23 protein-coding genes and 2 tRNA genes are annotated in these 26,248 nt (G+C 65.5%); 13 read left to right on the top strand and 12 right to left on the bottom strand.

Translation table 11 applies throughout. The features are described 5' to 3' along the window. Positions 1-243: 243 nt before the first annotated feature. The 4 genes from DEQ92_RS10695 to DEQ92_RS10680 all read left to right on the top strand — a co-directional run bounded on the left by DEQ92_RS10695 (position 244) and on the right by DEQ92_RS10680 (position 2,640). Positions 244-510: a hypothetical protein gene (locus DEQ92_RS10695; RefSeq protein WP_004975169.1), complete on the top strand. Its 267-nt coding sequence runs from the start codon at positions 244-246 to the stop codon at positions 508-510. Positions 511-794: 284 nt separating this feature from the next. Continuing rightward, complete coding sequence (locus DEQ92_RS10690) at positions 795-1,778, top strand: aldo/keto reductase (RefSeq protein WP_004975166.1); 984 nt, start codon at positions 795-797, stop codon at positions 1,776-1,778. Positions 1,779-1,838: 60 nt separating this feature from the next. After that, entirely contained in the window at positions 1,839-2,399 is a 561-nt protein-coding gene (locus tag DEQ92_RS10685) for a DUF1684 domain-containing protein (RefSeq protein WP_004975163.1), read from the top strand. Positions 2,400-2,451: 52 nt separating this feature from the next. Further along, positions 2,452-2,640 carry a hypothetical protein gene (locus DEQ92_RS10680; protein WP_004975161.1) on the top strand — a complete coding sequence of 63 codons (189 nt, stop codon included), beginning with the start codon at positions 2,452-2,454 and terminating at the stop codon, positions 2,638-2,640. Between the two features lie 162 nt (positions 2,641-2,802). On the opposite strand, the gene DEQ92_RS10675 is transcribed toward DEQ92_RS10680, so the two are convergent. Next, on the bottom strand, positions 2,803-3,285 hold the full coding sequence (locus DEQ92_RS10675; protein WP_115805103.1) for a type IV pilin: 483 nt from the start codon (positions 3,283-3,285) through the stop codon (positions 2,803-2,805). Continuing rightward, positions 3,286-3,720 carry a type IV pilin gene (locus DEQ92_RS10670; RefSeq protein ID WP_115805102.1) on the bottom strand — a complete coding sequence of 145 codons (435 nt, stop codon included), beginning with the start codon at positions 3,718-3,720 and terminating at the stop codon, positions 3,286-3,288. A gap of 746 nt (positions 3,721-4,466) precedes the next feature. Between DEQ92_RS10670 and DEQ92_RS10665 the strand changes: the two genes are divergently transcribed. After that, the gene (locus DEQ92_RS10665; RefSeq protein WP_342764749.1) at positions 4,467-7,220 is read left to right on the top strand and encodes a BGTF surface domain-containing protein; all 2,754 of its coding nucleotides are present in this window, start codon (positions 4,467-4,469) and stop codon (positions 7,218-7,220) included. 802 nt (positions 7,221-8,022) lie between these two features. Here the strand turns inward: DEQ92_RS10665 and DEQ92_RS10660 are convergent. Then, positions 8,023-11,124 (bottom strand): adenosylcobalamin-dependent ribonucleoside-diphosphate reductase, encoded by a 3,102-nt coding sequence (locus DEQ92_RS10660; protein WP_115805100.1) that lies wholly within the window; start codon positions 11,122-11,124, stop codon positions 8,023-8,025. Between the two features lie 535 nt (positions 11,125-11,659). Here DEQ92_RS10660 and DEQ92_RS10655 point away from each other — a divergent pair. Beyond that, positions 11,660-11,872: a hypothetical protein gene (locus tag DEQ92_RS10655; RefSeq protein ID WP_004975139.1), complete on the top strand. Its 213-nt coding sequence runs from the start codon at positions 11,660-11,662 to the stop codon at positions 11,870-11,872. Positions 11,873-11,943: 71 nt separating this feature from the next. Here the strand turns inward: DEQ92_RS10655 and trpG are convergent, their stop codons facing one another. From trpG to trpD, 4 genes are read right to left on the bottom strand one after another with little or no spacing between them, the layout of a single operon-like run. Next, entirely contained in the window at positions 11,944-12,564 is a 621-nt protein-coding gene (trpG, locus tag DEQ92_RS10650) for an anthranilate synthase component II (protein WP_050459627.1), read from the bottom strand. Then, a complete protein-coding gene (gene trpE, locus DEQ92_RS10645) occupies positions 12,561-14,135 on the bottom strand; it encodes an anthranilate synthase component I (protein ID WP_004975137.1) in 1,575 nt (524 codons plus the stop codon). The genes trpG and trpE overlap by 4 nt, the downstream gene beginning before the upstream one ends. Beyond that, complete coding sequence (trpF, locus tag DEQ92_RS10640; protein ID WP_115805099.1) at positions 14,132-14,797, bottom strand: phosphoribosylanthranilate isomerase; 666 nt, start codon at positions 14,795-14,797, stop codon at positions 14,132-14,134. The genes trpE and trpF overlap by 4 nt, the downstream gene beginning before the upstream one ends. Position 14,798: 1 nt before the next feature. Then, on the bottom strand, positions 14,799-15,794 hold the full coding sequence (trpD, locus tag DEQ92_RS10635) for an anthranilate phosphoribosyltransferase (RefSeq protein ID WP_049905078.1): 996 nt from the start codon (positions 15,792-15,794) through the stop codon (positions 14,799-14,801). A 239-nt stretch (positions 15,795-16,033) separates the two neighbouring features. Here trpD and DEQ92_RS10630 point away from each other — a divergent pair. From DEQ92_RS10630 to DEQ92_RS23860, 3 genes are all read left to right on the top strand, one after another. Beyond that, positions 16,034-16,108, top strand: a tRNA-Val gene (locus tag DEQ92_RS10630). 44 nt (positions 16,109-16,152) lie between these two features. Further along, a tRNA-Val gene (locus DEQ92_RS10625) sits at positions 16,153-16,227 on the top strand. Between the two features lie 284 nt (positions 16,228-16,511). After that, positions 16,512-16,661, top strand: a complete 150-nt coding sequence (locus DEQ92_RS23860; protein ID WP_004975129.1) for a hypothetical protein — start codon at positions 16,512-16,514, stop codon at positions 16,659-16,661. Between the two features lie 2 nt (positions 16,662-16,663). Here DEQ92_RS23860 and DEQ92_RS10620 read toward each other — a convergent pair whose 3' ends face one another. The 3 genes from DEQ92_RS10620 to DEQ92_RS10610 form a co-directional block, all read right to left on the bottom strand. Then, positions 16,664-17,173, bottom strand: a complete 510-nt coding sequence (locus DEQ92_RS10620) for a DUF2062 domain-containing protein (RefSeq protein ID WP_004975128.1) — start codon at positions 17,171-17,173, stop codon at positions 16,664-16,666. Positions 17,174-17,266: 93 nt separating this feature from the next. Then, positions 17,267-17,704, bottom strand: coding sequence for a CBS domain-containing protein (locus DEQ92_RS10615; RefSeq protein WP_004975127.1), 438 nt, complete (start codon positions 17,702-17,704; stop codon positions 17,267-17,269). 1 nt (position 17,705) lies between these two features. Continuing rightward, complete coding sequence (locus DEQ92_RS10610) at positions 17,706-20,012, bottom strand: methyl-accepting chemotaxis protein (protein WP_115820755.1); 2,307 nt, start codon at positions 20,010-20,012, stop codon at positions 17,706-17,708. Positions 20,013-20,171: 159 nt separating this feature from the next. Here DEQ92_RS10610 and DEQ92_RS10605 point away from each other — a divergent pair, with 159 nt between their 5' ends. After that, positions 20,172-20,465, top strand: coding sequence for a zinc ribbon domain-containing protein (locus DEQ92_RS10605; protein WP_115820754.1), 294 nt, complete (start codon positions 20,172-20,174; stop codon positions 20,463-20,465). A gap of 46 nt (positions 20,466-20,511) precedes the next feature. Here DEQ92_RS10605 and sucD read toward each other — a convergent pair whose 3' ends face one another. Further along, on the bottom strand, positions 20,512-21,381 hold the full coding sequence (gene sucD, locus DEQ92_RS10600) for a succinate--CoA ligase subunit alpha (RefSeq protein WP_004975121.1): 870 nt from the start codon (positions 21,379-21,381) through the stop codon (positions 20,512-20,514). Then, positions 21,378-22,523, bottom strand: coding sequence for an ADP-forming succinate--CoA ligase subunit beta (gene sucC, locus DEQ92_RS10595; RefSeq protein WP_004975119.1), 1,146 nt, complete (start codon positions 22,521-22,523; stop codon positions 21,378-21,380). Before sucC ends, sucD begins: the two co-directional genes overlap by 4 nt. Before the next feature lie 277 nt (positions 22,524-22,800). On the opposite strand from sucC, the gene DEQ92_RS10585 reads away from it, so the two are divergent. The 3 genes from DEQ92_RS10585 (at position 22,801) to DEQ92_RS10575 (ending at position 26,195) form a co-directional block, all read left to right on the top strand. Further along, positions 22,801-23,766: an NADPH:quinone reductase gene (locus DEQ92_RS10585; RefSeq protein WP_115820753.1), complete on the top strand. Its 966-nt coding sequence runs from the start codon at positions 22,801-22,803 to the stop codon at positions 23,764-23,766. A gap of 132 nt (positions 23,767-23,898) precedes the next feature. Continuing rightward, positions 23,899-24,606 (top strand): SDR family oxidoreductase, encoded by a 708-nt coding sequence (locus tag DEQ92_RS10580; protein ID WP_050459632.1) that lies wholly within the window; start codon positions 23,899-23,901, stop codon positions 24,604-24,606. 251 nt (positions 24,607-24,857) lie between these two features. Then, on the top strand, positions 24,858-26,195 hold the full coding sequence (locus DEQ92_RS10575) for a sodium-dependent transporter (protein ID WP_004975113.1): 1,338 nt from the start codon (positions 24,858-24,860) through the stop codon (positions 26,193-26,195). Positions 26,196-26,248: the final 53 nt, after the last annotated feature.

Below are 26,248 nucleotides of genomic sequence, written 5' to 3'. Positions count from 1 at the left end.
AGGACCGAGTCCGCTCGGTCGAACCGTGGAAATTCAGGATTCGACGACTGTTCAAGAACGCTTGACTGTTGTGTGAATAAAAGAGTTAGCGGCGTTTGTGAAGTATTAGAACGCCGCTCGTCGGTCCGTGAAATTTCACGTTTACCGAATAGTCTCAAGTAAACGAGTATGAAACGAACGGAATTCTCGCACGTAATTATGACCCCTCCACTCCATGTTGTGCTCGTAGGTGCCCCCCAACCAATGTCGAACTCCCCATCCACGGTCCCCCGCGAACGCCTCTCCCAACTCCGGGAGGTCGTAACGGAAGAACAACCGCTCCGCCTCGGCTTCGAACTCGTCGCCGCACCGCTTCGGTTCGTCGGCTTCTGGGCCGCGGTCGCCCTCCCGTTCCTGTATGTGCCCCTGCTCTTCGGCGGCCTCGAAGCGAGCGAGTTCACCGTCTTCGGAGCGCTTCTCGCGCTCAACGCGCTCGCGCTCGTGCTCGGGCACAACTACGCCCGGTCGTAGTCACCCGGTCGCGCCGACACGCCTGTCCGTAATCGTGCGTGCGTTGCCTGACACGGCGAATCAAACAGACGCGGTGTTCTCCCTCCACTTCCCGCTTTCCACCTCTCGCTTTCCACCTCCCGCTCTCCGTTTCTCGACCTCGCGAGCGCTCGCCACGCGCCTCCATCGAGGTTCTCGCCCGCTCCTCAGACGCTCGATGCGCCGACCTGCCACGGCCTCAGGTTTCTCATCTTCGACCATCGTGAATCGAGTGGCTTTACCGCGGTCCGGTCTTCGGATTCGGTATGTCGCTCGCGATGGTTCCACTAGGACGGACCGGAACGACGGTCTCCGAACTCGCGTTCGGGACGTGGCGGTTCGGTCGACAGGCCGACGACGGCGAGGTCGAGGTCGGCCGCGACCGCGCCCACGAGTTGCTCGACGCTTACGCCGCCGCCGGCGGGAACTTCATCGACACCGCCGACATGTACGGCGACGGCGCGAGCGAGACGTACATCGGCGAGTGGCTCGAAGCGCGCGACCGCGAGGACTTCGTCGTCGCGTCCAAGGTTTTCTGGCCCACGCGGGAAGACGCCAACGGCCGCGGGCTCAACCGGAAACACCTCCGCCGCCAGATGGACCGCATCCTCGACCGGCTCGGCACCGACTACGTCGACCTGCTGTACATCCACCGGTGGGACGACGAGACGCCGGTCGAGGAGTTCATGCGGACGCTCGACGGGTTCGTCCGCGACGGGAAGGTGAACTACCTCGGCACCTCGACGCTCGAACCCAACGCCTGGAAGGTCGTCAAGGCGAACGAACTCGCCGACAAGCGCGGCTACGAGCCGTTTAAAATCGCCCAACCGCGGTACAACGCCGTCAACCGCGAGATAGAGGGGAACTACCTCGACATGTGCGCCGACTACGACATCGGCGTCGTGCCGTGGTCGCCGCTGGCTGGCGGCTTTCTCACGGGCAAGTACGCCCGCGACGAGCGCCCGCCTGCGGACTCTCGCGCGGCGAACGACCAGCGGTTCGCCGACTCCTACCTCACGCCGTCGAACTTCGACGCGCTCGAGGTTATCGAGGGGGTCGCCGAGGCGGTCGGCGCGTCGCCCGCACAGGTCAGCCTCGCGTGGCTCATGCACCACCCGCAGGTCACCGCGCCGATTATCGGGGCACGAACCGTCGACCAGCTCGGCGAGAACGTCGTGGCCGCGGACATCGAGCTCACGAACGAGCAGTTCAAACGCATCTCGACCGCCAAGCGCCACCTGTCCGCGTAACGAGTTCGAACGCGCCTTCGAACCGTCAGGTGTAGGTGTCGCCGGTGGGTACCGTCGCGTATGACCGACGACGCGTTCGACGCCGACGCCTACGTCTCCGAACTCCGGGCGAAACGCGAGGAGAAAGACGACTTCTTCGGGTCGCATCCTCAGTCGCCGATTCCGCCGGAAGAACGGGACGACTTCGACGGCCTCGACTACTTCGACCCCGACCCCGACTACCGGGTGACCGCGTCGGTCGAGACGCACGACGACCCCGAGCCGGTGACGATGGACACCTCGACCGACGGCGAGGTCCGGTATCTCCGCGTCGCCACGTTCCACTTCGAACTCCGCGACGCCGAACTGACCCTCGGCGCGTATCGTCAGGAACACGACGACTCGCCGACGCTGTTCGTCCCCTTCCGCGACAAGACGACGGGTCAGCAGACCTACAACGGCGGTCGCTACATGGAACTCACGCCCGACGCGCCCCTCGACGAGTTGGACGAAGTCGTCGTGGACTTCAACCTCGCGTACAACCCGTTTTGCGCGTTCACCGACACCTTCGAGTGTCCGCTTCCCCCCGAGGAGAACTGGCTCGACGTAGTCGTCCCCGCCGGGGAGCGAGACTACGAGTAACCGGCGAAGCAAAAGCGCAAGTTCCATATCGGACGCTTCCGGAGAGACGGACATGGGACTGCTCAGTTCGAAGCAAGCCGTCATCGGGATGGCGCTGATGATCGTCGGGACGCTCGCGATGCTGCCGGGAATGCTGCCGAACGCCGCACAGGTGATGTCCTACGCGCTCGCCGTCGGTGCCGGCGCGCTCACGCTCGGGACGTGGCTGGTCGGCACGTCCGAGGGCGGCCGTCCGGTCTGAGTCCGGCACTCGCCCGTCGTACCGACTAAAACCGTCTTTTCTCGTGAGAGCACGTTTCGTTCGCCGCAGCCGTGGTAGCGACGCGTTCCGTGGTCGTGCCAGCCGCAACGCTGCGCAGTCAGTCGGTCCGAAGAAAACGTTGCCGCGAAGGTTGTGTCGCGTTTAGGCGTCGGGACCGGACCACTTCTGGAGCGTGGCGGAGTTACTGCCACTCTCGGAGGTCCAGACGATGCGGAACGTTGCGCTGTCGAAGGTGCTGTTTCCGACTTGGACGGACGTTCCCGCAGTCACGTCGTCAGAGACGCCCATGTCTGCGAAGGACTTCGAGCTGTTCATTTCTGTTCCGTCCGGCGTTCCAGACGTGATGAAGTCGAAGTTCGTAGACGCGGTCAGGTTGATGTTCTCGCTATCTATCGAAGTACCGCTGTCGTGAGTCACCGTTAGGTTGTCCGGATTGCTCCCGGATGCATCCTGATAGTCGAAGCTAAAACTGGCCTGTGGGGCCGTATCGCCGACTTGGTCGCCGAGACCGAGGACGAACGTTCCGATGACGGCCGCGAGGATGACGGTAATCGCGACCATGAGGATAACGCCGATAACCGGTGAGACCGCGTCGTCCTCAGCGAGGAGTTGCTTGAAGTTCATCTATCCGTTGTAGGTCCACTTCTGAAGGGTGGACGACGTACTCCCACTCTCGGAGGTCCAGACGACGCGAACGGTCTCATCCTGCGTGAATGCGTCGTCGCTAGAACTTTGGATGACGACCGACTCACCGGCGGAGATTGTCCCTGAACCGAGGTCAGACCACTTGTTGTTCGGAGACGAAACGTTCACGTCGCCCGTGATGGTGACGAGATCACCGTTGATCTGCTCACCACTCTCATGCGTGATGGTCAATTCAGTGCCGTCGTAATCAAATGCGAAACTCGCCTGCGGGGACGTCTCGCTCACTTGGTCGCCGAGACCGAGAACGAAGGTACCAATAACGGCCGCGAGGATGACTGTAATTGCCACCATCAGGATAACCCCGATGACAGGACTGACTGCACGGTCTTCCGTGAAGAGATGTTTGAGTTGCATGCGTTGTGTCCGACACCCGGGACGGTATCGCTCGCCGAAGACGCCGGTGCGCACGCGTTCATCGCTGCGCAACCGTCATCCCTGCCCGGCACCCGTCGCGGTGTGTCCAACCGACTCGTATCTCCGGGGTAACTTAAATGTACGTGCCAGATTAATGGATGGTTTCTCCGAACAATTCGGGCATTAATATAGTGTTTATATGTCGTTTAAGGGGGCGATGGTACTCCGTCGTCGAATCGGTTTAAAGAATCTCTGACACGTTCTCGGTCGTTCTTTTTCACTACTCGGTGTGGCTGTCGTCTGGCGATGATAAACGACGACAGAAGGATATGTGTTTCTCGCACGTACGCGTGGAGCGCCAATGTACACGCGAGGGACGTGCACCTGTGGTCGCGGTCGCCATCCAAATCTGTGCGAAGTGCCGACGTCGAGCTTCGACAGCCGGGGCTCGACGATTAGTTATCGAGAACGAGTACGCCCCCGGCGAACCGGGGACGCCGTTCCTACCCAAGGTGGCGTGCGCACGCGCTAGATATATTTTCAACAGACGTACATATGCTTTGTGGGGAAGAATCGGGTTTCGAGGCCTGTGTGACACGATTGGTAACGTTTCAGAGACCATTCAATCACACAAAGTATTTACCGCGAACGGTCAACAGAGCAAACTGTACTCCTGTCCACGGAGGCATCTGTGAGTACCTCGCCTCGGCCCGGGTTCTGCCCGGCTTGGTTCCGTCCGAGGGTCGATGAAAACGATGTCCCCGACTGCAACACCATCAACAATGACACGCAATAAGCAAATCCGCGCGGTACTCCTCGCTGCGCTGATGGTCTTCTCGGTTTTCGCCGGGTCCATCGCGTTTACGGGTAGTGCTGCTGCTGATGCGTCCAACGTTTCCGGTACTGTGTCCGACGACACAGTGTACGTGAACGCGACGCTCAGTGGATTCGAAAACAACGCAACGGCCTATCTCGACACGAACGGAAACGGCCAGTTCGACTCCGGTGAACTGTCCACGTCTAACAGCTCGCTCGGTGGGGACACCGAGCTTAACGAGACGCTCGACGCCAGCAGTGTGGTTGCTGGCTCGTACACCGTCGGTGTCGTGACCAACGAGTCCGACCCGTCGGCTGCTGACGTTCAGGGTAACTCTGTTACCATCAGCAGTGACGATGAGCCTGAGCTCATCTCGGCTGTTCACTACCGCAACGCGAGCGGCGACACCGTGCTCGAGCTCTCGTTCAACAAGCAAGTTCAGAACGTCCAGAGCAACCTTCAGCTCTACCAGGACGACGCCCCGGTTCCGTCGTCCTTCGTTAACGACGTTCGTCAGCCCAACCCCGGTCAGGTCGTCGTCGCTACGGACGACCTTGCGACGGGCGATATCGTCGTGAACCTCGAAGGCGTTGAGGACCTCGACAATACTGAACTCGAAGAGGGTCTCGACGACGACTACAACTCGACGGTCACCGTCGCGACGGTCACGGTCACGGACGACAACTCTGTCTCCGTCACCGACGCCTACAAGGGCGAGACCGTTGCAGCGACGAACGGTAACCTCGGCACGACTGTCGAAGTCGAATCTGACGACAGTCAGGACGACGTCGAGAGCTTCTTCCGCTCCGGTTCGACCGGCTCGACCTCCGCGGTCTACACGTTCGATACGTCCAACCGCGAACTCCAGCGCTACAACGTCACCATCGGTAGCACCCTCGACGAGAAGATTCAGGTCCGTGACCTCGGTCTCGAGGTCTCCATCGACGACCTGAACGTCACCGACGAGGACCTCATCGAAGGTACGGTTAACGCGAACTCCGACCGCGAGAACGTCAAGATCGCTCTCCTCGACGACGACGGCGACGAAGTCGACGACGGGAGCATGACTGTCGACCTCAACGGTCAGGGTGAATACGACTTCGAGTTCAACGCGAGCGAACTCGACCTCGACACTGGCGACTACACGGTCGAAGTGACCGACACGGCCTCCGGTGTCTCCGTCGAATCCGACACCATCACCGTGGAAGACGCCGGTGAGGGCTCCGCCGACTTCGGCGAGTCCGTCATCACCGAGCAGCGCGGCGACGTTGTCGCCATCCCGGTGACCGTCGAGAACACTGACACCGCAACGGTCTCCATCGGTAGCTTCGAACAGGGCTACGCCGCTAACGTCACCGTCGAAGACGGTAACGACGACGGCGAAGTCATCCTCCTCTGGGACTCCTCGAAGTCCACCTCCAGCGGTAACAACAACCCGAGCAGCGTCTTCGACGTCGAAGACGGCGACGATGACGTCCTGTCTGGTAACGACGGCGTGGCCCAAGTCGGCCTCGCGACCAGCAACCTCATCGACGCTGGCGACTACGACCTCGAAGTCCGCACGGGCAGCGCAGTCTCTGACAGCGAGAACGTCGCGACCCTCGTCCTCGAGGAAGGCGGCGTCTCCGCGGTCCGCACGTGGACCGCTCCGGCCGGCGAGTCGCTGACGGACCTCGACGAGGTCTCCGAGGCGCTCGAGAACGGCAACATCACTGAAGACAGCCAGATCGCGTTCGAAGACCAGGTTGTCGTCCAGATCGAGGCCTCCGGTCTCGAGGGCACGACGGGTGCCCAGGACGACGAGACGCCTAACTTCTTCGCGACCGGCAACGGTTACGACGACTCCTACCGTCTGACGATCAACCAGACGAACCCCGACCCGAACCGCGACCCGAAGATCCTCGACGTCGCTAACGCCTCTGTTGTCGCAGACGGCGACAACGACACGTACTTCGTCGTGTTCGACTCGGACGAAATTGACGCGTACCGCGACGAGAACGACGACGGTGTTCTCCAGTCCTCTGAGAAGACCTCCGGTAACGCTGTCGACGTCGACGACGACGACTCGTTCAACGTCCAGTTCAAGATGATCGAGGAAGACGAGGTCTCTTCCTCCAACCTTGCGCTCGTTGACGACAACTCGTCGCAGACTGACTCCTACGAGCACGTCGAAGCCGAACACACGTTCGACGCTGACCCGGTCAACGTGACGAACGCTGCGGACCAGATGATCTCTGGCTCCTCGAACGTCGCGCCCGGTACGGAACTCACGCTCCGCGTTGAGTCCGACGGTGACACGCAGCCGCGCTTCCTGAAGACCGCTACGGTCTACGTCCAGGCAGACGGCTCGTTCTCCGGTAGCTTCGACTTCTCCGAGCAGAGCGTCGGCGACACGTTCACCGTGACGGCTGACGGTGGCGTCGCGTCCGACGAGGAAGTCGACGGCAACGTCGTCGAGTCCGTGGAAACCTCCACCACGACGGCTGAGGACACCACGACGACGGCTGACACCACGACGACCGCAGACACGACGACCACGACTGCGGCTACGACGACCACCGCCGCCACCACGACGGCTGACGAGACGACCACCACGTCGTCCCAGACGCCCGGCTTCGGTGTCGTTGTCGCCCTCGTCGCGCTCGTCGCCGCTGCGCTCCTCGCGGTCCGCCGCGACAACTAACGATAGCTAACCACCGGGACCCTTCCCGGCGTTTTTCCTTTCTTTCGACGCTGACCCGACAGCCGCAGCACTCGCGTCGACAGTCGTCACGCACTCAAACGGCGAGTAACGTCGCGACGTGCAGCCCTCGAAGGTAGAAAGCTAAAGCTAGTGGCGACGACTCCGCTTGACGACCAGACGACGTACAGAACCGAGACGCACGGTCGTACCGAGGTGGTTCTTGTCCTTCCCAGTCGCTGTGCGTGGTTTGGGTTCGTCGAAGGCCGGTCTTCGCGTTCCGTCGGCGACGTGCGGAGAACGAATTGCACCGGGTGGCGGCCGGTCGACCGCCGTGAGTGAGCCGAGACCGATGGCAGTCGTGACCGACTACGTGGGCCGACGCGCTCGCAGTTCACGACGTGCCGTACTACGCAGTCGAGGGAACGGTCGAGTGACTGCGTCTCTCGTCTCGTCGGTCGATACATCTCGTCTCGAACAGCGTCGGGTCACCGGAGCGATACGAGCGCGGGCTCCACAGTCGCACTCTATCTCACTCTATCTCACCACATCTCTCCCGCTGTCGACGGGCGGTCCATCCGGAGGGACGGAGGGAGCGATGGCTGTCCCCGAGAGATGAGGGTACTGTGCGAGCGATAGAGTCCACGATTGGCGTGTCTCTCCCGCCGGCCTCGACGACACCTTCGCGTCGAACACGCCAACGAGACTGGACAGTGCAGACTCGTGGGGTCGAGGAGCGCAAAAGAAAAGAGCGGAAATCGAGTGACGGACGAGACGGCGACGGCGGCGAGTTACCGTCTCGCGTTCAGCACTCGGACCAGCCGCAGTTCTGGCAGGTCTTACAGCCTTCGGAGTAGTAGAGGTCCATCTCGCCGCACTCGGGACACTCGGGGCTCTCGCCCGCGGCGAGCAGGTCCGCAACGGCGTCGGAACTGCCACCGGGGCCGTCGTCGACGGCGACGCCGCCGTCGGTGTCCGCGTCCTCGGTCGCGGCGGCCTCGGCTTCGACCTCGGTCAGGTTCTGCTGTTGCGGGTAGCCCTTGTCGATGTCGCCGTCGAGATACCGGCGCATCGCGGTGCCGATGGCGTCCGGGATGGAGTTAATCTGCTCGCCTTTGTCCCAGGCGACCTTCGGGCTCCGGATACCCTTCAGTTCGTTCGCGATCTCCTCGGGGTCGACGCCCGAGCGGAGCGACGTGGAGACGGTCTTGGCGAGCGCCTCGGTGAAGGACGCGGTGAAGCCGCCGGAGTTACCGATGTTGGCGAACAGCTCGAACGGCTCGCCGTGTTCGTCCTCGTTGATGTTGACGTAGAGCTTCCCGTAGCCGGTGTCGATGCGCTGGGTGACGCCGTACAGCACGTCCGGACGGGGGCGCTTCTTGCCGACGTCGCTCGGCGAATCGGCGAAGGCGAGTTCGAGTTCGCTGCCGATGAGGTCCGAGACCTCCTCGGATTCGAGGAACGCCTCCACGTCGCCGAACACGTCGCGAATCTGCGAGACGATGGCCTCTGCGGCCTCCTCGTCGTCGGAGAACTCGGTGTTCTTCGCGCGCGTGGTGAGCACCTGCTTCGAGCGGGTGCCGTCGCGGTAGACGGTGACGCCCTTGCCGCCGTGGTCGTAGATGTAGCGGTAGACCTCGTCCATGTCCTCCTTCGACGCGCTGTTCGGGAAGTTACAGGTCTTCGAGATGGCGGAGTCGACGCCGCTCTGGAGGGCGCACTGGACGCCCGCGTGCTCGATACCCGCGAGGTCGGAGGTCACGACGAACAGCTCGGAGATGGCGTCCGGGACGGTCGACAGCGAGGAGACGCCGTCGAACTCGTTGCTGGCCATCTGCTCTTGGGCCTCGCGCTTGACGGCCTCGACGTCGATGTCGTTGGCCTCCAGCACGCGGAGGAAGTAGTCGTCGAACTCGACGAGCATCTCGTCGCCCTGCACGTCGTCGGAGACGTTCTTGTAGTAGGCGACGTTGTAGATGGGCTCACAGCCGCCGGTGGTGTTCGACACCATCGACGTGGTACCCGTCGGGGCGATGGTCGTCGTGTTGTGGTTGCGGATGGGGTAGCCGTCTTCCCAGTCGTCGGCGGACTCGCCGGTGTGGTGTTCGAACCACTCGCGGTACTCGGTCGGGTTCGCGTACTTCGAGTCCTCCCACGCCTCGAACGGGCCGCGTTCTTCGGCGAGTTCGTGGGACGCCCGCTTGGACCCGTGGTTGATGTGGGTCATGAGCTGTTGGGCGATTTCGTTGCCCTCGTCGGAGCCGTAGCGGACGCCGAGCTGGATGTACATCTGGGCGAGCCCCATGATGCCGAGCCCGATTTTACGGAGTTCGCGGACCTTCTCCTCGATCTTCTCGACCGGGAAGTCCGACATCGTGACGACGTTTTCGAGGAAGCGCGTGCCGTTGTCGATGCGGTGGTCGAACTCCTCCCAGTCGACGGCGTCTTCCAGGAAGGCGTCCGTCGCGGCCTCAAGCGAGTCGTACTCGTCGCCGTGGGCGTCGTACCAGACGCGCCAGTCGGGCGAGTCCTCCGCGACGAGCGTCGAGAGGTTGATGTGGCCGAGGTTACACGCCTCGTACTCCTCGAGCGGCTGTTCGCCGCAGGGGTTGGTCGCGAGGATGCGGTGGTCGGGATGTTTCTCGACGTCGAAGGAGTGCTGCTTGTTTGCGCGCTCGAGGTAGACGACGCCGGGTTCGCCGTTCTCCCACGCGCCCTCGATAATCTGGTCCCAGAGTTTCTTCGCGGGGACCGAGAGGACCTCACCGACCTCGACGTGCTCGCCGAGACCGAACATGTCGTAGATTTCCTTCGTCTGGGGCGTGGCGACGTGCGGCTCTTCGGTGCGGGGGTTCGTGAAGACGAACTCCTCGTCGTTGTACAGCGCCTCCATGAAGCCGTCGGTGATACCGACCGAGATGTTGAAGTTCGAGAGATGGCCTTCGACGGCGTTACGGAGGTGCTTGGGGACGCGACCGTCCTCGTCGATGAGTTCGCGCGCCTCGTCGAGCGCGTCGACGAACTTGGTGTGGGTGAAGTCGTCGGGGTCGTTCAGGCGGAGCGTGTGCGCGAGCGAGACGTCCTTGTTCTTCGCGTGGAGGAACTGGATGACGTCGGGGTGGCTGACGCGCATGACGCCCATCTGCGCGCCGCGGCGCGCGCCGCCCTGCGCGATGGTCTCGCACATCTGGTCGAACGTCCGCATGAACGTGATGGGGCCGGAGGCGATGCCGCCGGTCGAACCGACCGCGTCGCCGTAGGGGCGGAGCTTCCAGAAGGCGTAGCCCATGCCGCCGCCGGACTGGAACACCTCGGCGGCCTCCTTGGCCGTCTGGTGGATGTCCGTGATGTCGTCGCCGGGCGAGTCGACGAAACAGGCCGAAAGCTGCTGAAGCTCGTCGCCGGCGTTCATCAGCGTCGGCGAGTTCGGCATGAACGAGAGCTGTCCCATCATCTCTTCGAACGTCTCGCGCTTCTCGACGACGACCTCGCGGACGCCCTCCGGAAGTTCGGGGACGAGGGTTTCGTAGGCGAACTTGTTGACGTTGTAGACCGAAAGCGTCGTCTCGGCCTCGTCGTCGTCGGCCGTGACGCCCTTGCCGAAGACCTCCTCGGCGAGTTCGTCGCGGCGCGGGTGGTCCGGCTTGATGAGGTCGGGAGTGACCGTGATTTCGATGTCGCGCTGTTCGGCCTCGAAGACGGCCTCGGCGAGCGCGATGTTCTTCGCGACGCGGGGGAACAGGTCCTCCTGCGTCTCGACGAGGTCGCCGTCGGCGTCCTTGCGGAGGTAACGGGCGGGGAGAATGTTGTTGTAGGCGTTGCCCGTCATCCGCTCTTCGAGGGTCTCGCCTTCGGTCCGCTTGACCGGAAGTACGAGTTCGTCCGTCGAGAGGTTCGCGTCGCTCATCTTACTGTCCCTCCCGCCCGAGCCGCGTTCGGGCGAGGTCGCGTCGATAGTGTCCGGAAATTCCGCTCATTGGTGACGATATTGGTGTGTGTTGCGTGGTTGGTTAAGGGCTTCGAACTCGGAGGTTCGACCGCCGAACGTATCATAATTAGTGCAATTACGTCGGCGGCCGACGACCGGGTCCGAAGTGCACGGATTCATAGAACGGACGGAAGCCACATAACCGTAGTTAGAGCGGAGCGGAAGTGAAATCTCGGCGGAGAAAATCGACAGACGTAACGGTGATATCCAGTAGAACGTGAGGGGGGAGACGAGCCGTCTGAATCGGTCACATGGTGAACAGTGCCGCATCACCGGAGAGGATATAAAGGGAGACCGGACAGTCGACATGCAGATAAATATCAGAATTCGTATGTTCAAATCACCCAACCGCTCAGGGGTGCCGAAATCGGTCGTTTCGACGGCGGAATCGCACCGGAACCGCGAGACGAGACCGCCCACAAGCTTATCCGCTCTACGGGTGTCATATCGGGGTATGGTACTGACTCCCCTCGCGCTCACACCGTTACAGCTCGGCGGCCTGCTCTCCGGGCCGCTCGGTCAGATGCTCGTGGTGCTCGTGGCCGTCGCCGTCGTCATCCTCGTCGGGCGACTGTTCCTCAAAGTCGCGTGGCGACTGGTCACCATCGCCGCCATCGTCGTCGGGGCGCTGCTGCTGCTCTCGTTCTTCGGCATCAACGTCCTCTGAGGTGGCTGCACGGCCATCGGGCGAAGAGAACGGCAAAAACCGCGACCGCGCCTCGGCGTGTCTGACCCGATTCAGGCCACGTCGAAGCCGGCGACCGCCGTGAGGAAGTTTCTGACGACGCCGTGTCCCGACCCCGTGAGCACGCTTTCCGGGTGGAACTGGACGCACTCGATGGGGAACTCGCGGTGGCGGACGCCCATCACGAGCGCCTCGCCGTCGTGGTCGGTCGTCGCCGAGACGTCGAAGCAGTCGGGAACCTCGGTGGCGACGAGCGAGTGGTAGCGGCCGGCCGGGAAACCGTCTTCGAGGCCGGCGAAGACGCCCTCGCCGTCGTGGTCGACCGGGAACGCCTTGCCGTGAATCGGCTCCGGCGCGTGGCCGATGGTCCCGCCGTAGGCGTACACCGCGGCTTCGAGGCCGAGACAGACGCCGAGGGTCGGAATCTCGGTCGAAAGCTCCGTGAGCACGTCGTTCGTCACGCCCACGTCGCGGTCGTTCTTCGGATGACCCGGCCCCGGCGAGATGACGATGGCGTCGGGGTTCAGGTCGCGAATCTCGTCGAGCGACGCGGTGTTCTTGCGCACCTCGATGTCGAGCGGTTCGCCCTCGACGGTCTGCTCGGAGAAGTACTCCACGAGGTTGTACGTGAACGAATCGAAGTTGTCGACGACGACGAGTCGAATCGCCGTCATTGCGACACCTCCTCGGTCCCGTACTCGATGCGGCGGACGGCGTCGAGCACCCCGCCCATCTTCTGTTCGGTCTCCTCGTACTCCGCGGTCGGGTCGGAGTCGGCGACGATGCCGGCTCCCGCGCGGACGGTGATGGTGTCTTCCGAGCCGTCGGACTCGACCGTCGCGGTCCGGATGACGATAGCCATGTCGGCGTCGCCGGTCCACGAGTAGTAGCCGACGCCGCCGCCGTAGACGCCGCGGGGCTCGTCTTCGAGGTCGTCGATAATCTCCATCGCCCGGACCTTCGGCGCGCCGGTGAGCGTTCCCGCCGGGAACGTCGCGCGCGTGGCATCGAAGGCGTCCGAGTCGGGGTCGAGCGTCCCCGAGACGGTCGATTCGATGTGCTGGACGTGGCTGTACTTGATGATGCTCATGAAGTCCTCGACGCGGACGCTGCCGGGCGTCGAGACCCGGCGCACGTCGTTGCGGCCGAGGTCGACGAGCATCGTGTGCTCTGCGCGCTCCTTTCCGTCCGCGAGGAGTTCGCCGGCGAGGCGGCGGTCCTCGACCGGCCCGGAGCCGCGCTGGCACGTCCCCGCGATGGGGTTGACGACGACGCGGTCGCCCCTGACCGAGACGAGCGTCTCGGGGCTCGCGCCGACGACGCGCCGGTCGCCGTGCCGGAGCAGGTACATGTACGGCGAGGGGTTCACCTCGCGCAGCGAGGCGTACAGGCCGACCGGGTCGACCTGTCCGTGGAGCTTCCGGGTGCGCGAGATGACGCCCTGATAGATGTCGCCGTCGCGGACGTGTTCTTTCGTCTTCCTGACCGCGGCCTCGTAGTCCTCGCGCGAACCGGCCTCCTCGCCGGTCCGCTCGAAGCCGCCGGGTGAGGGGTCGTCAGCCGCCCGGAGCTTCTCGGCGACGCGTTCGGCCTCGGCGACGACGCCGTCGTAGACGTCGCCGGGGTCGTCGTCGGGCGAGACGACGGGGGTACAGACGAGGCGGACGGCGTCCTCGCGGTGGTCGAACGAGAGCGTCCGGGTGGTGAGGACGAACTCGGCGTCCGGGTCGTCGGTATCGGGGCGCTCGCGGCCGACCTCGTCGAGCCAGAGGTCGTAGACGGCCTCGTAGGCGAGGAAGCCGACCAAACCGCCGGTGAGCGTCTGGCGGTCCGTCTCGGGGAAGTTGACGCGCGGGAGGTCGGGGAGCGCGCCGCGCAGGGAGTCGAGTACGTCGCCGTCGCCCGCGCCGACGAACTCGGCGGCGGGACCGCCGAGGTCGGTCACGTCGACGCCGTCGGGGCCGACCGTCACGACCGCCTCGGGGTCGTAGCCGACGAACGAGAAGCGCGCGTGGGAATCGGCGACCGTCGCGGGCGCGGAGAACGCGCCCTGCGGGTTGCTGGAGGAGACCTTCTCGGCGCTCTCCAGGAGGAAGCCGTAGTCGCTGCGGTCGGCGAGCGTCGTGTACGCGGCCAGCGGGTCCACAGACACGTCGAGGTCGGCGACGAGGTGCGTCACGACCGGTTCGTCCGCGTCGCCGACGAGCTCGACGAACTCGTCGCGGTCGGTGTCGGGAGTCGTCACGCGACGACCTCCTCGTGACCCTCGGACGCTCCGCGGGCCGCCTTCGCCGCGGCGACGAACGCGCGGACCGCGTCGTGGTCCTTGACGCCGCCGGAGGCCTCGACGCCGCTCGCGACGTCGACGCCGTAGGGCTCGACCGTCCGAACCGCCTCGGCGACGTTGTCGGGGGTCAGGCCGCCCGCGAGAACCACGGGCACGTCGACCGCCTCGACGAGTTCGCGCGAGGCGTCCCAGTCGTGGGTCTCGCCGGTGCCGCCCGCGCCGGACGCGGAGGGCGTGTCGACGAGGATAGCGTCAACGACGGGCGCGAGAGCGCGTGCGCGGTCGAGGTCGGTCGCGTCGACGACGGGGACGACGCCGACGCCCGTCGCGCGGAGCGAGTCGAGGTCGTCGGCCGCGAAGTCGCCGTGGAGTTGGAGTACATCGGGTTGGACCTCGCGGGCGAGGTCGCGGGCGTGGTCGATGGAGTCGGGCATCGTCACGAGGACGGTCGTGAGGAACGGCGGCGCGGCGGCGAACAGCTCGCGGGCGCGCTCGCGGGAAATCTCGCGGGGCGTGTCCACGGGCACGTCGCAGATGGCACCGACCGCGTCGGCACCGGCCGCGTCGACCGCTCCGAGGTCGGCTTCGTCGGTGACGCCGCACACTTTGACGCGGGTCATCTCACGCCTCCCGGAGCGCGTCGAGCTTGGCCTTCGCGGCGCCGGACTCGATGGCGTCGCGGGCGACCTCGACGCCCTCCTCCAGGGAGTCCGCGAGGTCGGCGACGTAGACGGCCGCGCCGGCGTTGGCGAGGATGAGGTCGCGCTTGGGACCGGTCACGTCGCCGGTGAGGATGCCTTCGAGGTCGGCGGCGTTCTCCTGCGGAGTGCCGCCGGCGACCGCCTCGATGGGGGCCTGTTCGAGGCCGAGGTCGGCGGGCGTGAGCGTGTACTCCGTAATCTCATCGCCGTCGATTTCGGCGACCGTCGTCGCGTCGTGGAGGGCGATTTCGTCCATGCCGGAGCCGTGGACGACGAGGGCGCGCTCGACGGGCATGTGCGACAGCGACTCGGCGATGACGGGGACGAGGTCGGAGTCGTAGACGCCGAGGACCTGCGCGTCGGCCCCGGCGGGGTTCGTCAGCGGGCCGAGGACGTTGAAGATGGTCCGCATGCCGAGTTCCTTCCGCGGGCCGATGACGGCCTTCATCGCGGGGTGGAACACGGGCGCGAGCATGAAGCCGACGCCGTTGTCCTCGATGCACGCCTCGACGGACTCGGGTTCGGCCTCGACGTTCACGCCGGCGACCTCCAGCACGTCGGCGCTCCCAGAAGACGAAGAGACGGAGTAGTTGCCGTGCTTGGCCACCGCCGCGCCCGCGCCGGCCGCGACGAGCGCGCTCGTGGTCGAGACGTTGATGGTGTTGTAGTCGTCGCCGCCGGTGCCGCAGGTGTCGACGAGCGGGCCGCGGTCGGGCTCGATGGTCAACGCGGCGTCGCGCATCCCCTGCGCGAAGCCCGCGATTTCGGCCTCGGTCTCGCCTTTCGCCCGGAGCGCGGCGAGGAGCGCGCCGATTTGCGCCTCGGTCGCGTCCTCGAAGACCGCCCGCGCGGCGTCGCGCGCCTCCTCGACAGTCAGGTCCGCACCGCCGGTCACACGTTCGATATAATCCTGCATTGGTAATCACCGATGTACTTCTTCGGGTTATGATGTACAAATCAGTACATCGGCTTAAGCGTGTCGGGCTGGCGAAAATCGCCGGCTCCGACGGACGGCGCTCGGAGCGAATCGCCCGCCTCGAACGGTGGGAACGCGCTGTGACCCGAATCGCCGCACGTAGTCCGATTCGAAAGCTTAAATTGTAACCCCGGACAACGGAGAGATGCGTCCGAACGGGCGCGGGAAGCACCGTAACCGGGTTGGTGGTCTAGTCTGGTTATGACACCTCCTTGACATGGAGGAGGCCGGCAGTTCAAATCTGCCCCAACCCACTCCTCTTCCCGCGTTTCGGCGTTCGGCGATGTTCGCAACAACCGGGTTGGTGGTCTAGTCTGGTTATGACACCTCCTTGACATGGAGGAGGCCGGCAGTTCAAATCTGCCCCAACCCACTACTTTCTCGCGACGAATTGCCTCCCGAGCACCGCGTAGCGTGTGCTCGGTGCCGCGAGTCGCGTGCAATCGTGTCGCGGGCAGATTTGAACCAGCGAGCAACGTGCGACACGTAGTGTCGCAGTAAGACGAACGGCGAAGCCGTGAGTCGCGAAGCGTTGCGAGTGAGGTTCACGCGAGCGAAGCGAGCGTGTCTCCTGATACAGTCTCTCGCTCCACCCAACCGAACAGACAGTCTCCCGCACCACCCAACCACTATGTCTTCCGCCCGCGAATCCCGCCCATGACCCTCCTGCAAATCCCCGGCGGTCCCGAACTCGTCATCTTGGCGCTGTTGCTCCTCATCCCGCTTGCGGTCGTCTACCTCGGCTACAAACTCATCCAGTCGCTCCGGGCGTTCGAAGAAGGCAGAGAAGAACGGTCACAGCGGTAGCGTCACGACGACACGTCGGACCGGGCGTCGTCGTTCCGGGCGTCCGCGCCGCGCGTCGGCGTCTCCGACCGCTGTCGTCGGTGGTGCAGGCGCGCCAGTTGGAGCGTCACCGCGTAGCCGACGACGGCGAGAGCGACGGCGAGAATCGTGTTGCCGAGGAGCTGTCGGAGGAGGATGTCGAGACCGGCGCTGAGCGACACGTCGGCGACGGACGCCCCCGGAACCGGGCCGAGCAGGTGCGAACCGAGCCAGAAGCTCGCGCCGTAGACCGCCCACTTGACGGGCGGGTTGAAGACGACGAGCGTGGCGACGAGCGCGAGTCGGCTCGCCCGCTCGACGAAGTAGGCGATGAGGGCGAACAGCGCGAGGGCGGTCCCTGCGGTCGGCATGGCCACGAAGAAGACGCCGAACGCGAAGCTGGCGGCGACCTCGTGAGGGGTGTGGTCCGCCGCGAACGCTCGTTCGAGGCCGGACCGGACGCGGGGACGAATCGACGCGAGACGGTCGTACACTCGTCGAGACTAGAAGCGAGACGTCGTTATCAACGCTTCGCCGAGAATCAGTCAACTGGTAGCAGTCGACGTGTCGATGCGTCGAGGCGGCGGTCAGCGGAACCGGCGGTCCGACTCCCACTTGTCCTTGAGTTCTATCATCTGGCCGACGCCGCGGGCCACGTCCGAGAGGTGGAAGGCGATGTCCGTCGCGGTCACGATGCCGACCATCTCCGCGCCGTCAACGACGACGAGTTTCTTCACCCGTTGGTCGCGCATCTTCTCGGCGGCAACGCGCGTGGTCGAGTCCGGTCGAACCCACTTGATTGGGTTCGACATGACCGCGCGGGCCGGGACCGCGGCGAGGGGCTTGCCGCTCGCCACGCCGGCGCGGAGCGCGTCCGACTCGGTGACGATGCCCGCGGGGCCGCCGTCGGCCATCACGACGACGCTTCCCGCGCCCTCGCGGAGCATGGTTCGCGCGCAGTCGGCGACGCTCGACCCCAGTCCGACGGTCGCCACCTCCTCGGTCATGATGTCGTCGACGCGCATGTCAGTCGTCCGCGGGCGAGGGTTCTCGCTCGGGTTGGGGGGTGGATTCAGCGCGCGACTGGGTCGGGTCGGTGCTCGCGCCGGACCCGGCGGCCGCGTCGCCGAGCACGTCGTCGATAGTCGCCGAGACCTCGCCCCCGTCGTCGACCTCGAAGGCGTCGAGGAGGTCGTCGAGGTGGCTCACGTGCGACGAGAGCTCGCGCACGTCCCCGTTGACGTCGACGAGCGCGGCGCTCTGTTCTTCCGCGGTCGCGGAGACGTTCTCGGCCTCGGCGGCGGTCTCCTCGGAGATGCCCGCGATTTCGTCGGTCATCGACAGCACCTCCTGGGAGGAGTCGGCCTGACTGCCCGTCGCGTCCGAAATCTCGTGGACGCTCGCGGTCGTCTCCTCGACGCGCTCGACGATACCGTCGAAAGACGAAAGCGCCTCGTCGACCGAGGTCGCGCTCTCTTCGACCTGCGCCCGCATGCGTTCGATGCGGGAGACGACGGCGTCGCGCTGGGTCTCGATTTCGGCGACGAGCGACTCGATGTCGCCCGCCGAGGACTTGGTCTCCTGTGCGAGCTGTTTGACCTCGTTGGAGACGACGGCGAAGCCCTCGCCGGCCTCGCCGGCGCGGGCGGCCTCGATGTTCGCGTTGAGCGCGAGGATGTCGGTCTGTTCCGCGATGTCGGTGATGACCTCGACGATGTCCTCGATTCGGGCGAGGCGGTCGTCGAGTTCGCGGACCTCGTCGACGGTCGCCTCCGTCTCGGCGCGCACGGCGTCGATGTCGTCGAGGGCGTCGGTGGCGGCGGTCTGGCCGTCGAGCGAGCGCGCCTCGGCCTCCTCGGTGAGCCGGACGAGTTCGTCGGCCGACGACGCTATCTGCTGGATGGACGCGGAGAGGTGGTTTATCTCGTCGGCGGCGGCGACGAGGCTGTCGGTCTGCTCGCTCGCTCCCTCGGAAATCTGCTGGACCGACGCGGACACCTCCTCGCTCGCGGCGGACACGTCGTCGGCGCGGTCGGCCACGCGGTCGGCGAGCGTCGCCACGTCCTCGCCGAAGGTCTTGACCGTGCCGACGGTCTGTTCGATGTCGTCCATCATCTCGTTGTACGCGGCGGCGACCGTCGCCATATCGCGGCTCTCGGAGTCGGTCGGGAGGCGGACGCGGAGGTCGCCGTCGGCCGCGCGGGTCATCGCCTCGCTGTAGGCGCGGGCGTCGGCCCGCTGGTCGCGGAGGTCGTCCCGGAGGTTGTCGATGCCGCGGACGACCTGTCCGAACTCGTCGGTGCGGTCCGTTTCGAGTTCCACGTCGAGGTCGCCGTCGCGGAGCGCGGAGACGGTCGACGCGAGGTCCACGAGCGGGAGCGCGGTGTTCCCGCGGACGATGAGCGCGAAGGCGACGAAGCCGAGCATCGAAAGCGCGAGGAGCGTCGCAATCTGGAGGCCGACGCTCCGGGAGAGCGCGAAGACGCTGCTGGCCGGCGCGTGCAGGAGGAGCACGCCGCCGGAGACGGGGACGTGCGCGACGACGTGCGGCGAGGAGACGAAGCCCTCGACGGGTGCGAGGCGGGAGACGCCCGTCGCGCCGGCGAAGGCGGCGTCGAGTTCGGACGCCTCGGCGGCGGGGTAGGCGACGTTCGACTGGCCGCCGCCGCCGTCGTAGAGGACGCGTCCGTCGGTCGTGACGAGTTGGGTGAAGCCGCCGTCGATGTGGTTGCCGTCGAGCGCGGCCCCGAGCGAGGACGCCTCGGCGACGAGGACGATTGCGCGGGGCTCGATGGACGGAAGCGGCGCGACGAAGCCCATGTAGGCGACGCCGTCTTCGACGTAGACGGTGGTCCGCTCGACGCCGTCGTCCGAGAGGTCGGCGCTCGCGGGGAGCGGAAGCGACCCGCTTTCGAACAGCGTCGTCCCGACCGCGCCCTCCTCGGACGAGCCGAGGACGGTCGTCGTCTCGGTGTCGACGAAGTGGAGCGCGGCCACGTCGGCGGGCATGTCCTCTTTGGCGGCCGTCAGGGTCGCCGAGGACCGCCCGTCGAGGGTGCTCCCGGCGGAGGGGTCGTCGGCGACGATGGTCGCGAGGCGGGTCCGCTCGTCGAACCACGTGTTCACCTGCAGGGCCTCGCGTTCGGCCTCGGTGAGGAGGTCGGCGCGGGCGTCCTCGTCTATCGTGGATGCCGTCTGTTGATACTGGACGACTCCGACGCCGGCGACGAGGACTGAAACGAGCAGCATCGCGGCGATCAGCCGCCGCGTGTAGCTCTCCGTAATCGCATCAGGAAGCCGTGATTCGGCCTCCAAAACGAGATTCTCGGCCATTACCGTACCGACCGGAATGCGGTGCATAAATCCGCGCACCTGAGTATCAATCTAGATAATATAATCGGTGGCGACGGCCTACGAACCGCCGACGCGCGCGCGAGTTCCCGCGGGCGACACGAGCGTCAACCATACGTCTGTCGAACGCTAGCAAGCCACATGGAAACCGAGTTCCGCCTGCTCGTGGCGGGCTTCTGTATCGTCGCGCCGTCGCTCCTGTTCGTCGGGTTCGTCAGACTGCTCGACGCCATGCGCGAGGACGACCTCGTCGAGCGCGTCCTCGACAGAGTCGACGAGGGCGGCGGGCCGACCGGGACGGCGGTCGACCCGACGACGTTCCTGCGGTCCGCACGGGAGAAATCGCACCGGCGAACGGCGGTCTGCCGGGAGTGCGGCGTGCCGAACGCGGCCGACGGCGGACGCTGTGGGCTGTGCGGCGCGACGTTGCGATAGGTGGGAAAAAGAACCGAAACGAGTCGAAAACCGCGTTCGAGCGGGCTTAGAGGAAGTCTTCGATGTGGTCGGCGACCTCGTTGGGCGTGTCGCCGACGGGGACGCCCGCGTCGTTGAGGGCGGAAATCTTGGACTCCGCGGTGCCCGTGCCCGAACCGGAGACGATAGCGCCGGCGTGACCCATACGCTTGCCCGGCGGTGCCGTGCGGCCCGCGATGAAGCCGGCGACCGGCGTGTCCATGTTCTCCGCGATGTACTTCGCGGCCTGCTCTTCGTCCTCGCCGCCGATTTCGCCGCACATGACGACGGCGTGGGTGTCGGGGTCGTTCTCGAACGCCTCGAGGGCGTCGACGAACGACGTGCCGATGATGGGGTCGCCGCCGATACCGATGGCGGTGGTCTGGCCGATGCCGCGCTCGGTCAGGTTCGAGACGACCTGGTACGTGAGCGTACCGGAGCGGGAGACGAGACCGACGTTACCCTCCTCGAAGATGTTGCCGGGGAGGATGCCGAGTTTGGCCTCGCCGGGCGTGATGATGCCCGGGCAGTTGGGGCCGATGAGGCGCGTGTCGGTCTCCGACAGGCGCTTGTTGACCTTGGCCATGTCCTGCGTCGGGACGCCCTCGGTGATGGCGACGACGAGGTCGAGGTCCGTGTCGAGCGCCTCGAAGATGGCGTCGCCGGCGAACGCCGGCGGGACGAACACGACGGAGGCGTTGGCGTCTTCCTCGTCGACGGCCTCTTCGACGGTGTCGTAGACGGGGATGCCGTCGACGTCCTGACCGCCCTTCCCGGGGGAGGTCCCGGCGACGACGTTCGTGCCGTACTCAATCATCTGGCGGGTGTGGAACTTGCCTTCGCCACCCGTGATACCCTGTACAACCACTCGCGTGTCGTCGTCGACGAAAATGCTCATTGGGACACCTCCTGTGCGTTCTTGACGGCACGCTGGACGGCGTCCTCCAGCGTCCCCTCGACCTGTACGAGGTCCGTGTTCAGAATCTCCATGCCCTCCTCGGCGTTCGTGCCCGCGAGGCGGACGACGACCGGCTTGGGAATCTCGTCGAAGCTCTCCAGCGCCTCGTTGATACCCTTGGCGACCTCGTCGCCGCGGGTGATGCCGCCGAAGATGTTGAACACGACGGAGTCGACGTTCTCGTCGGAGAAGACCATGTCCAGCGCGTTCGCCACGCGCTCGGCCTTCGCGCCGCCGCCGATGTCGAGGAAGTTGGCGGGCTCGCCGCCGAAGTAGTCCACGAGGTCGAGCGTCGTCATGACGAGACCGGCGCCGTTGCCGATGATGCCGACGTTACCCGAGAGACGGACGTAGTCGAAGCCGTACTCGCCGGCCTTGGCCTCGAGGTCGTTCTCGTAGGCGTCCTCTTCCATCGCCGCGAGGTCGTCGTGACGGAACAGGGCGTCGTCGTCGATGTTCATGACGGCGTCCGCGGCGACGATGTCGCGGTCGGACGTAATCATGACGGGGTTGATTTCGATGTCCGAGGCGTCGTTCGACTCGTAGAGGTCGTACAGCGTCGTGAGGAACGAGGCCACGTCGAAGGCCACGTCGCGGGGGATGCCCGCCTCGAAGACGACCTTGCGGGCCTGGTAGGGGTGCAGGCCGAACGCGGGGTCGATGTGCTCGCGGGCGATGGCTTCGGGGGTCTCCTCCGCGACTTCCTCGATGTTGACGCCGCCTTCCGTCGAGACCATCGCGACGGGCTTGCCCTCGCTGCGGTCCATCGTGATACCGACGTACAGTTCGTTTTCGAAGTCGACGCCGGCCTCGACGAGCACCCGGTCGACCGTGTAGCCCTTGAGGTCCATCCCGAGGATGTCCTCCGCGGCCTGTCGAGCTTCGTCTTCGTCCATGGCGATTTTGATGCCACCGGCCTTGCCACGCCCACCGACGTGTACCTGCGCCTTGATGGCGGCGGGGTATCCGATCTCCTCGACCGCCTCCATGACCTCCTCTACCGACGACGCGAGACGGGACTCTGGCACCGGAATCCCAGCCTCTGCGAAGATATCCTTCGCCTGGTATTCGTGAAGCTTCATTACCATGCGTGGGAGGGAAAGGCACGCGCTTAAATCCCATTCATCTCCGTTCAGAGCCGACAGGTGAAAATCGCCGGAGAGGCTCACTCATAACCGAATTAACCTCGGAATTCATAATTTATCCGGAATAAAATCGGATAAGTCTACAGGATACGCAGACGTACGCCTGCACGTACGAATCTCGGAGGTCGAACGCGCCGAGCAAGCCGCCGTCGGTGTCGCCGCGATTCGCCCCGAGTCGTCCGAATTTATCACCCGTCCGACCCCATCGTTCGGCATGCGCGCTGTCAGATTCCACGACCACGGCGGACGCGACGTGCTTCAGGTAGACGACATCGACACGCCCGACCCGGCGGCGGGCGAGGTCCTCGTCGAAGTCGCGGCCGCGGGCGTCAACCCCGTCGACACGTACTTCCGCGAGGGCTCGTACCAGCCCTTCGCGATGCCGATGATTCCCGGCGTCGACGTGGCCGGAACGGTCGCGGCGGTCGGCCCCGACGTCACCGGATTCGCGGAGGGCGACCACGTCGTCGGCACCGGCATCGGCAAGGACCACTACGGCGGCTACGCCGAGTTCGCGGCCGTCCCGACCGACCGGCTCGCGGTCCTCTCGGACGACGTGGACCTCGTCGCGGCTGGCGGCGCGGGCGTCGCCGGCGTCACGGCGTGGCGCGCCCTCGTCGACCACGGCGGGATGCAACTCGGCGACACCGTCCTGATTCACGGCGGCTCCGGCGGCGTCGGTCACGCCGCGGTCCAGCTCGCCGCCGCGTCCGGCGCTCGCGTCGTCGCCACCGCCGCGCCCGACTACCACGACCGCGTGGCCGAACTCGGCGCGGACGTGGTTCTCGACTACGCCCGCGACGACCTCGCCGACGCCGTCGTGGACGCCGCGACGGGCGACGGAGTAGACCTGACGCTCGACCACCGACTCGACGACTACCTCCAGTTCGACGCCGACGTGGCCGCCCGCGGCGGTCGCGTCGTCGGCATCGGCGAGAACGACCCGGAAGTCGGCTTCGACCTGTCGTCGTCGGCCCGCGGTAAGGACCTCTCGCTCACGATGATGAGCATGTTCAACACGCCCGACCTGTCGGCTCCCCTGCGCGAGCTCGCCGGCCAGATGGGCGCGGGCGAGTTCGAAATCGACGTGGCGCGGACCTACGACCTCGACGAGGCCGCCGAGGCCCACCGCGCGGTCATGGAAGACAGCTTCCTCGGAAAACTGGTCATCACGCCCTGACCGGACCGCCTCGTCGTGCCCGCGGCAATCCGGGCAGGCGGTCACCGACGCGGAAGGGTGACGACGCGGCCGGTCGCCGACGGGCACACAGCCGCGACCGAATTATGTCCCGTGCGCACTAATTGCACGCGCATGGACGTGACATTCGATTTCGACGGAACCGTGGCTCTCGTGACCGGTGCGAGCGGCGCGCTCGGCGGCGCAATCGCTCGCGCGTTCCACGAGGCGGGCGCGTCGGTCGCGGCCGCGGACGTGGTCGAACCCGACGACGAGGACGGCTTTTTCGAGTCCGAGGGTGTCAGATTCTACGAGGGTGATTTCACCGACGAGGACGACGTGGCGCGCGTCGTCGACGCGGTCGCCTCCGACTTCGGCCGCCTCGACCACCTCGCCAACATCGCCGGGACGTGGCGCGGCGGGACGCCCGTCGACGAGACGGAGGCGGACACGTTCGACTTCCTGTTCGACGTGAACCTCAAGACGATGTTCCTCGCGTCGAAACACGCGATTCCGCACCTCCGGGAGACCGAGGGCTCAGTCGTGAGCGTCTCGGCCCGCTCGTCGCTGGAGGGTGGCGAAGGCGACGGAATCTACCGGGCGTCGAAGGCGGGCGTCCGCCTGCTCACGGAGACCATCGCCGAGGAGAACCGCGGCGTCGTGCGCGCGAACGCGGTCATGCCGAGCGTCATCGACACGCCGATGAACCGCGAGATGATGGCCGACGCCGACTTCGAGAAGTGGGTGAAACCCGAGGAAATCGCCCGGACCGTCCTCGCGCTCTGTTCGGACGCGACCCCCGTGACGAGCGGCGCGGCCGTCCCGGTGTACGGCGAGGCCTGACGACCCTGTTTCGTGGCAACATTCGCCACGATAGGGTATGACATTCGTTGTGGTGCGCGCGAATTTTTACGCGGTACGCAAGGGATTCACGAACACGACACTCGTTAGAAAAATGAGGCTAATCGAGGCCTGAATTCGGACGAACGTGCCACATCCTATAGTTGGTTGGAGAATTATGTCGATTTTCGCTCCGATATGCGACGGCATACCGCGTCATTTATCACACCCACATCGGCAACAGGGTGATAGACATGACCGAACGTGAAACGTGGGCAACCAGGGCAGGGTTCATCCTCGCGGCCGTCGGCAGCGCGGTCGGCCTCGGGAACATCTGGCAGTTCCCGTTCAAGACCGCTCAGTTCGGCGGTGCCTCCTTCCTGATCGTCTACATCATCGCGGCGCTCGGCATCGGCCTCCCGGCCATCCTCGCCGAGTTCGTCATCGGACGCAAGACCAACCTGAACACCATCAACGCCTTCGAAAAGCTCGGCTACAAGGAATGGCGCGTCGTCGGCGCTATCGGCCTGTTCACCGGCTTCTGGATTCTGTCGTACTACAGCGTCGTCGGCGGCTGGGTCCTCCGGTACATCGGCGGCAGCCTGACCGGCGCGTACTTCGCCGCCCCGGCAGAGTACTTCGGTCAGGTGTCCGCCGGGATGGACGCGCTCGCGCTCCACGCCGTGTTCATGGCGCTCGTCGTCGGCATCGTCGCCGCCGGCATCGAAGACGGCATCGAGAAGGCGACGAAACTGATGGTTCCGAGCATCGTCGTCATCCTCGGCGTGCTCGCGGCCTTCGCCTTCACGCTCCCCGGCGCGTCCGCGGGCTACGCGTACTTCCTCTCGCCCGACTTCAACGCGCTCACGGAGAACTTCGCCGACATCGTCCCCTTCGCGGTCGGGCAGGCGTTCTTCTCGCTGTCGCTCGGCATGGGCGCGATGATAACCTACGCCTCCTACATCGACGGCGACCAGAGCCTGTTCGGCGACGGTATCACCATCGTCTTCCTGAACAGTTTCGTCGGCATCCTCGCCGGTCTCGTCGTCCTCCCGCTCCTGTTCGCCCAGGGAATCGACCCCAACACGAGCGGCGCGGGCGCGGTGTTCATCAGCGTCGCCGGCGCGTTCGCCGACATCCCCGGCGGCCAGATAATCGGCCTCGTCTTCTTCGTGGTCGTGCTCATCGCGGCGCTCTCGTCTGCGATCAGCCTCCTCGAAGTCGTCGTCTCGTGGTCCATCGACAACTACGACGTCTCCCGCCCGCAGATGGCCGTCGGTCTCGGCGGCGTCATCTTCCTGCTCGGCGTCCCGTCGGCAATCGACACCGCGTGGCTCGGCTGGTTCGACACGCTCGCCTACAAACTGCTGCTCCCGCTTTCGGTCCTCGGCATCCTCGTCTTCGCGGCGTGGGTCTACGGCGCGCCCGCCATCGACGAGCTGATGAAGGGCAGCGGACTCGGTGACGGCGTCGGCCTGACGTGGCTCTGGCTGGTCCGCACGCTCGTTATCGTCGCCGTCGTGGCGACGCTCGCCCTCGGGCTTCAGACGCTGTTCCTCGGCGAGAGCCCGGCCATCGTTCCGCCCCTCTGAGGCGGCGACCGGTCCCGCTTTCATCGCGCCTAGGAATCGTCGGTAGCGGTGCG

Origin of the sequence: Haloferax sp. Atlit-6N, from assembly GCF_003383195.1 — an archaeon.
Taxonomy (GTDB): Archaea; Halobacteriota; Halobacteria; order Halobacteriales; family Haloferacaceae; genus Haloferax; species Haloferax gibbonsii.
The sequence above is the reverse complement of the archived record's forward strand: the minus strand, read 5'-3'. Positions and strand labels throughout refer to the sequence as shown.

Coding starts and splice junctions, on each gene's coding strand:
- DEQ92_RS10695 (WP_004975169.1), top strand. CDS start 244: ATGTCGAACTCCCCATCCACGGTCCCCCGCGAACGCCTCTCCCAACTC.
- DEQ92_RS10690 (WP_004975166.1), top strand. CDS start 795: ATGTCGCTCGCGATGGTTCCACTAGGACGGACCGGAACGACGGTCTCC.
- DEQ92_RS10685 (WP_004975163.1), top strand. CDS start 1,839: ATGACCGACGACGCGTTCGACGCCGACGCCTACGTCTCCGAACTCCGG.
- DEQ92_RS10680 (WP_004975161.1), top strand. CDS start 2,452: ATGGGACTGCTCAGTTCGAAGCAAGCCGTCATCGGGATGGCGCTGATG.
- DEQ92_RS10675 (WP_115805103.1), bottom strand. CDS start 3,285: ATGAACTTCAAGCAACTCCTCGCTGAGGACGACGCGGTCTCACCGGTT.
- DEQ92_RS10670 (WP_115805102.1), bottom strand. CDS start 3,720: ATGCAACTCAAACATCTCTTCACGGAAGACCGTGCAGTCAGTCCTGTC.
- DEQ92_RS10665 (WP_342764749.1), top strand. CDS start 4,467: ATGAAAACGATGTCCCCGACTGCAACACCATCAACAATGACACGCAAT.
- DEQ92_RS10660 (WP_115805100.1), bottom strand. CDS start 11,124: ATGAGCGACGCGAACCTCTCGACGGACGAACTCGTACTTCCGGTCAAG.
- DEQ92_RS10655 (WP_004975139.1), top strand. CDS start 11,660: ATGGTACTGACTCCCCTCGCGCTCACACCGTTACAGCTCGGCGGCCTG.
- trpG (WP_050459627.1), bottom strand. CDS start 12,564: ATGACGGCGATTCGACTCGTCGTCGTCGACAACTTCGATTCGTTCACG.
- trpF (WP_115805099.1), bottom strand. CDS start 14,797: ATGACCCGCGTCAAAGTGTGCGGCGTCACCGACGAAGCCGACCTCGGA.
- trpD (WP_049905078.1), bottom strand. CDS start 15,794: ATGCAGGATTATATCGAACGTGTGACCGGCGGTGCGGACCTGACTGTC.
- DEQ92_RS23860 (WP_004975129.1), top strand. CDS start 16,512: ATGACCCTCCTGCAAATCCCCGGCGGTCCCGAACTCGTCATCTTGGCG.
- DEQ92_RS10615 (WP_004975127.1), bottom strand. CDS start 17,704: ATGCGCGTCGACGACATCATGACCGAGGAGGTGGCGACCGTCGGACTG.
- DEQ92_RS10610 (WP_115820755.1), bottom strand. CDS start 20,012: ATGGCCGAGAATCTCGTTTTGGAGGCCGAATCACGGCTTCCTGATGCG.
- DEQ92_RS10605 (WP_115820754.1), top strand. CDS start 20,172: ATGGAAACCGAGTTCCGCCTGCTCGTGGCGGGCTTCTGTATCGTCGCG.
- sucD (WP_004975121.1), bottom strand. CDS start 21,381: ATGAGCATTTTCGTCGACGACGACACGCGAGTGGTTGTACAGGGTATC.
- sucC (WP_004975119.1), bottom strand. CDS start 22,523: ATGAAGCTTCACGAATACCAGGCGAAGGATATCTTCGCAGAGGCTGGG.
- DEQ92_RS10585 (WP_115820753.1), top strand. CDS start 22,801: ATGCGCGCTGTCAGATTCCACGACCACGGCGGACGCGACGTGCTTCAG.
- DEQ92_RS10580 (WP_050459632.1), top strand. CDS start 23,899: ATGGACGTGACATTCGATTTCGACGGAACCGTGGCTCTCGTGACCGGT.
- DEQ92_RS10575 (WP_004975113.1), top strand. CDS start 24,858: ATGACCGAACGTGAAACGTGGGCAACCAGGGCAGGGTTCATCCTCGCG.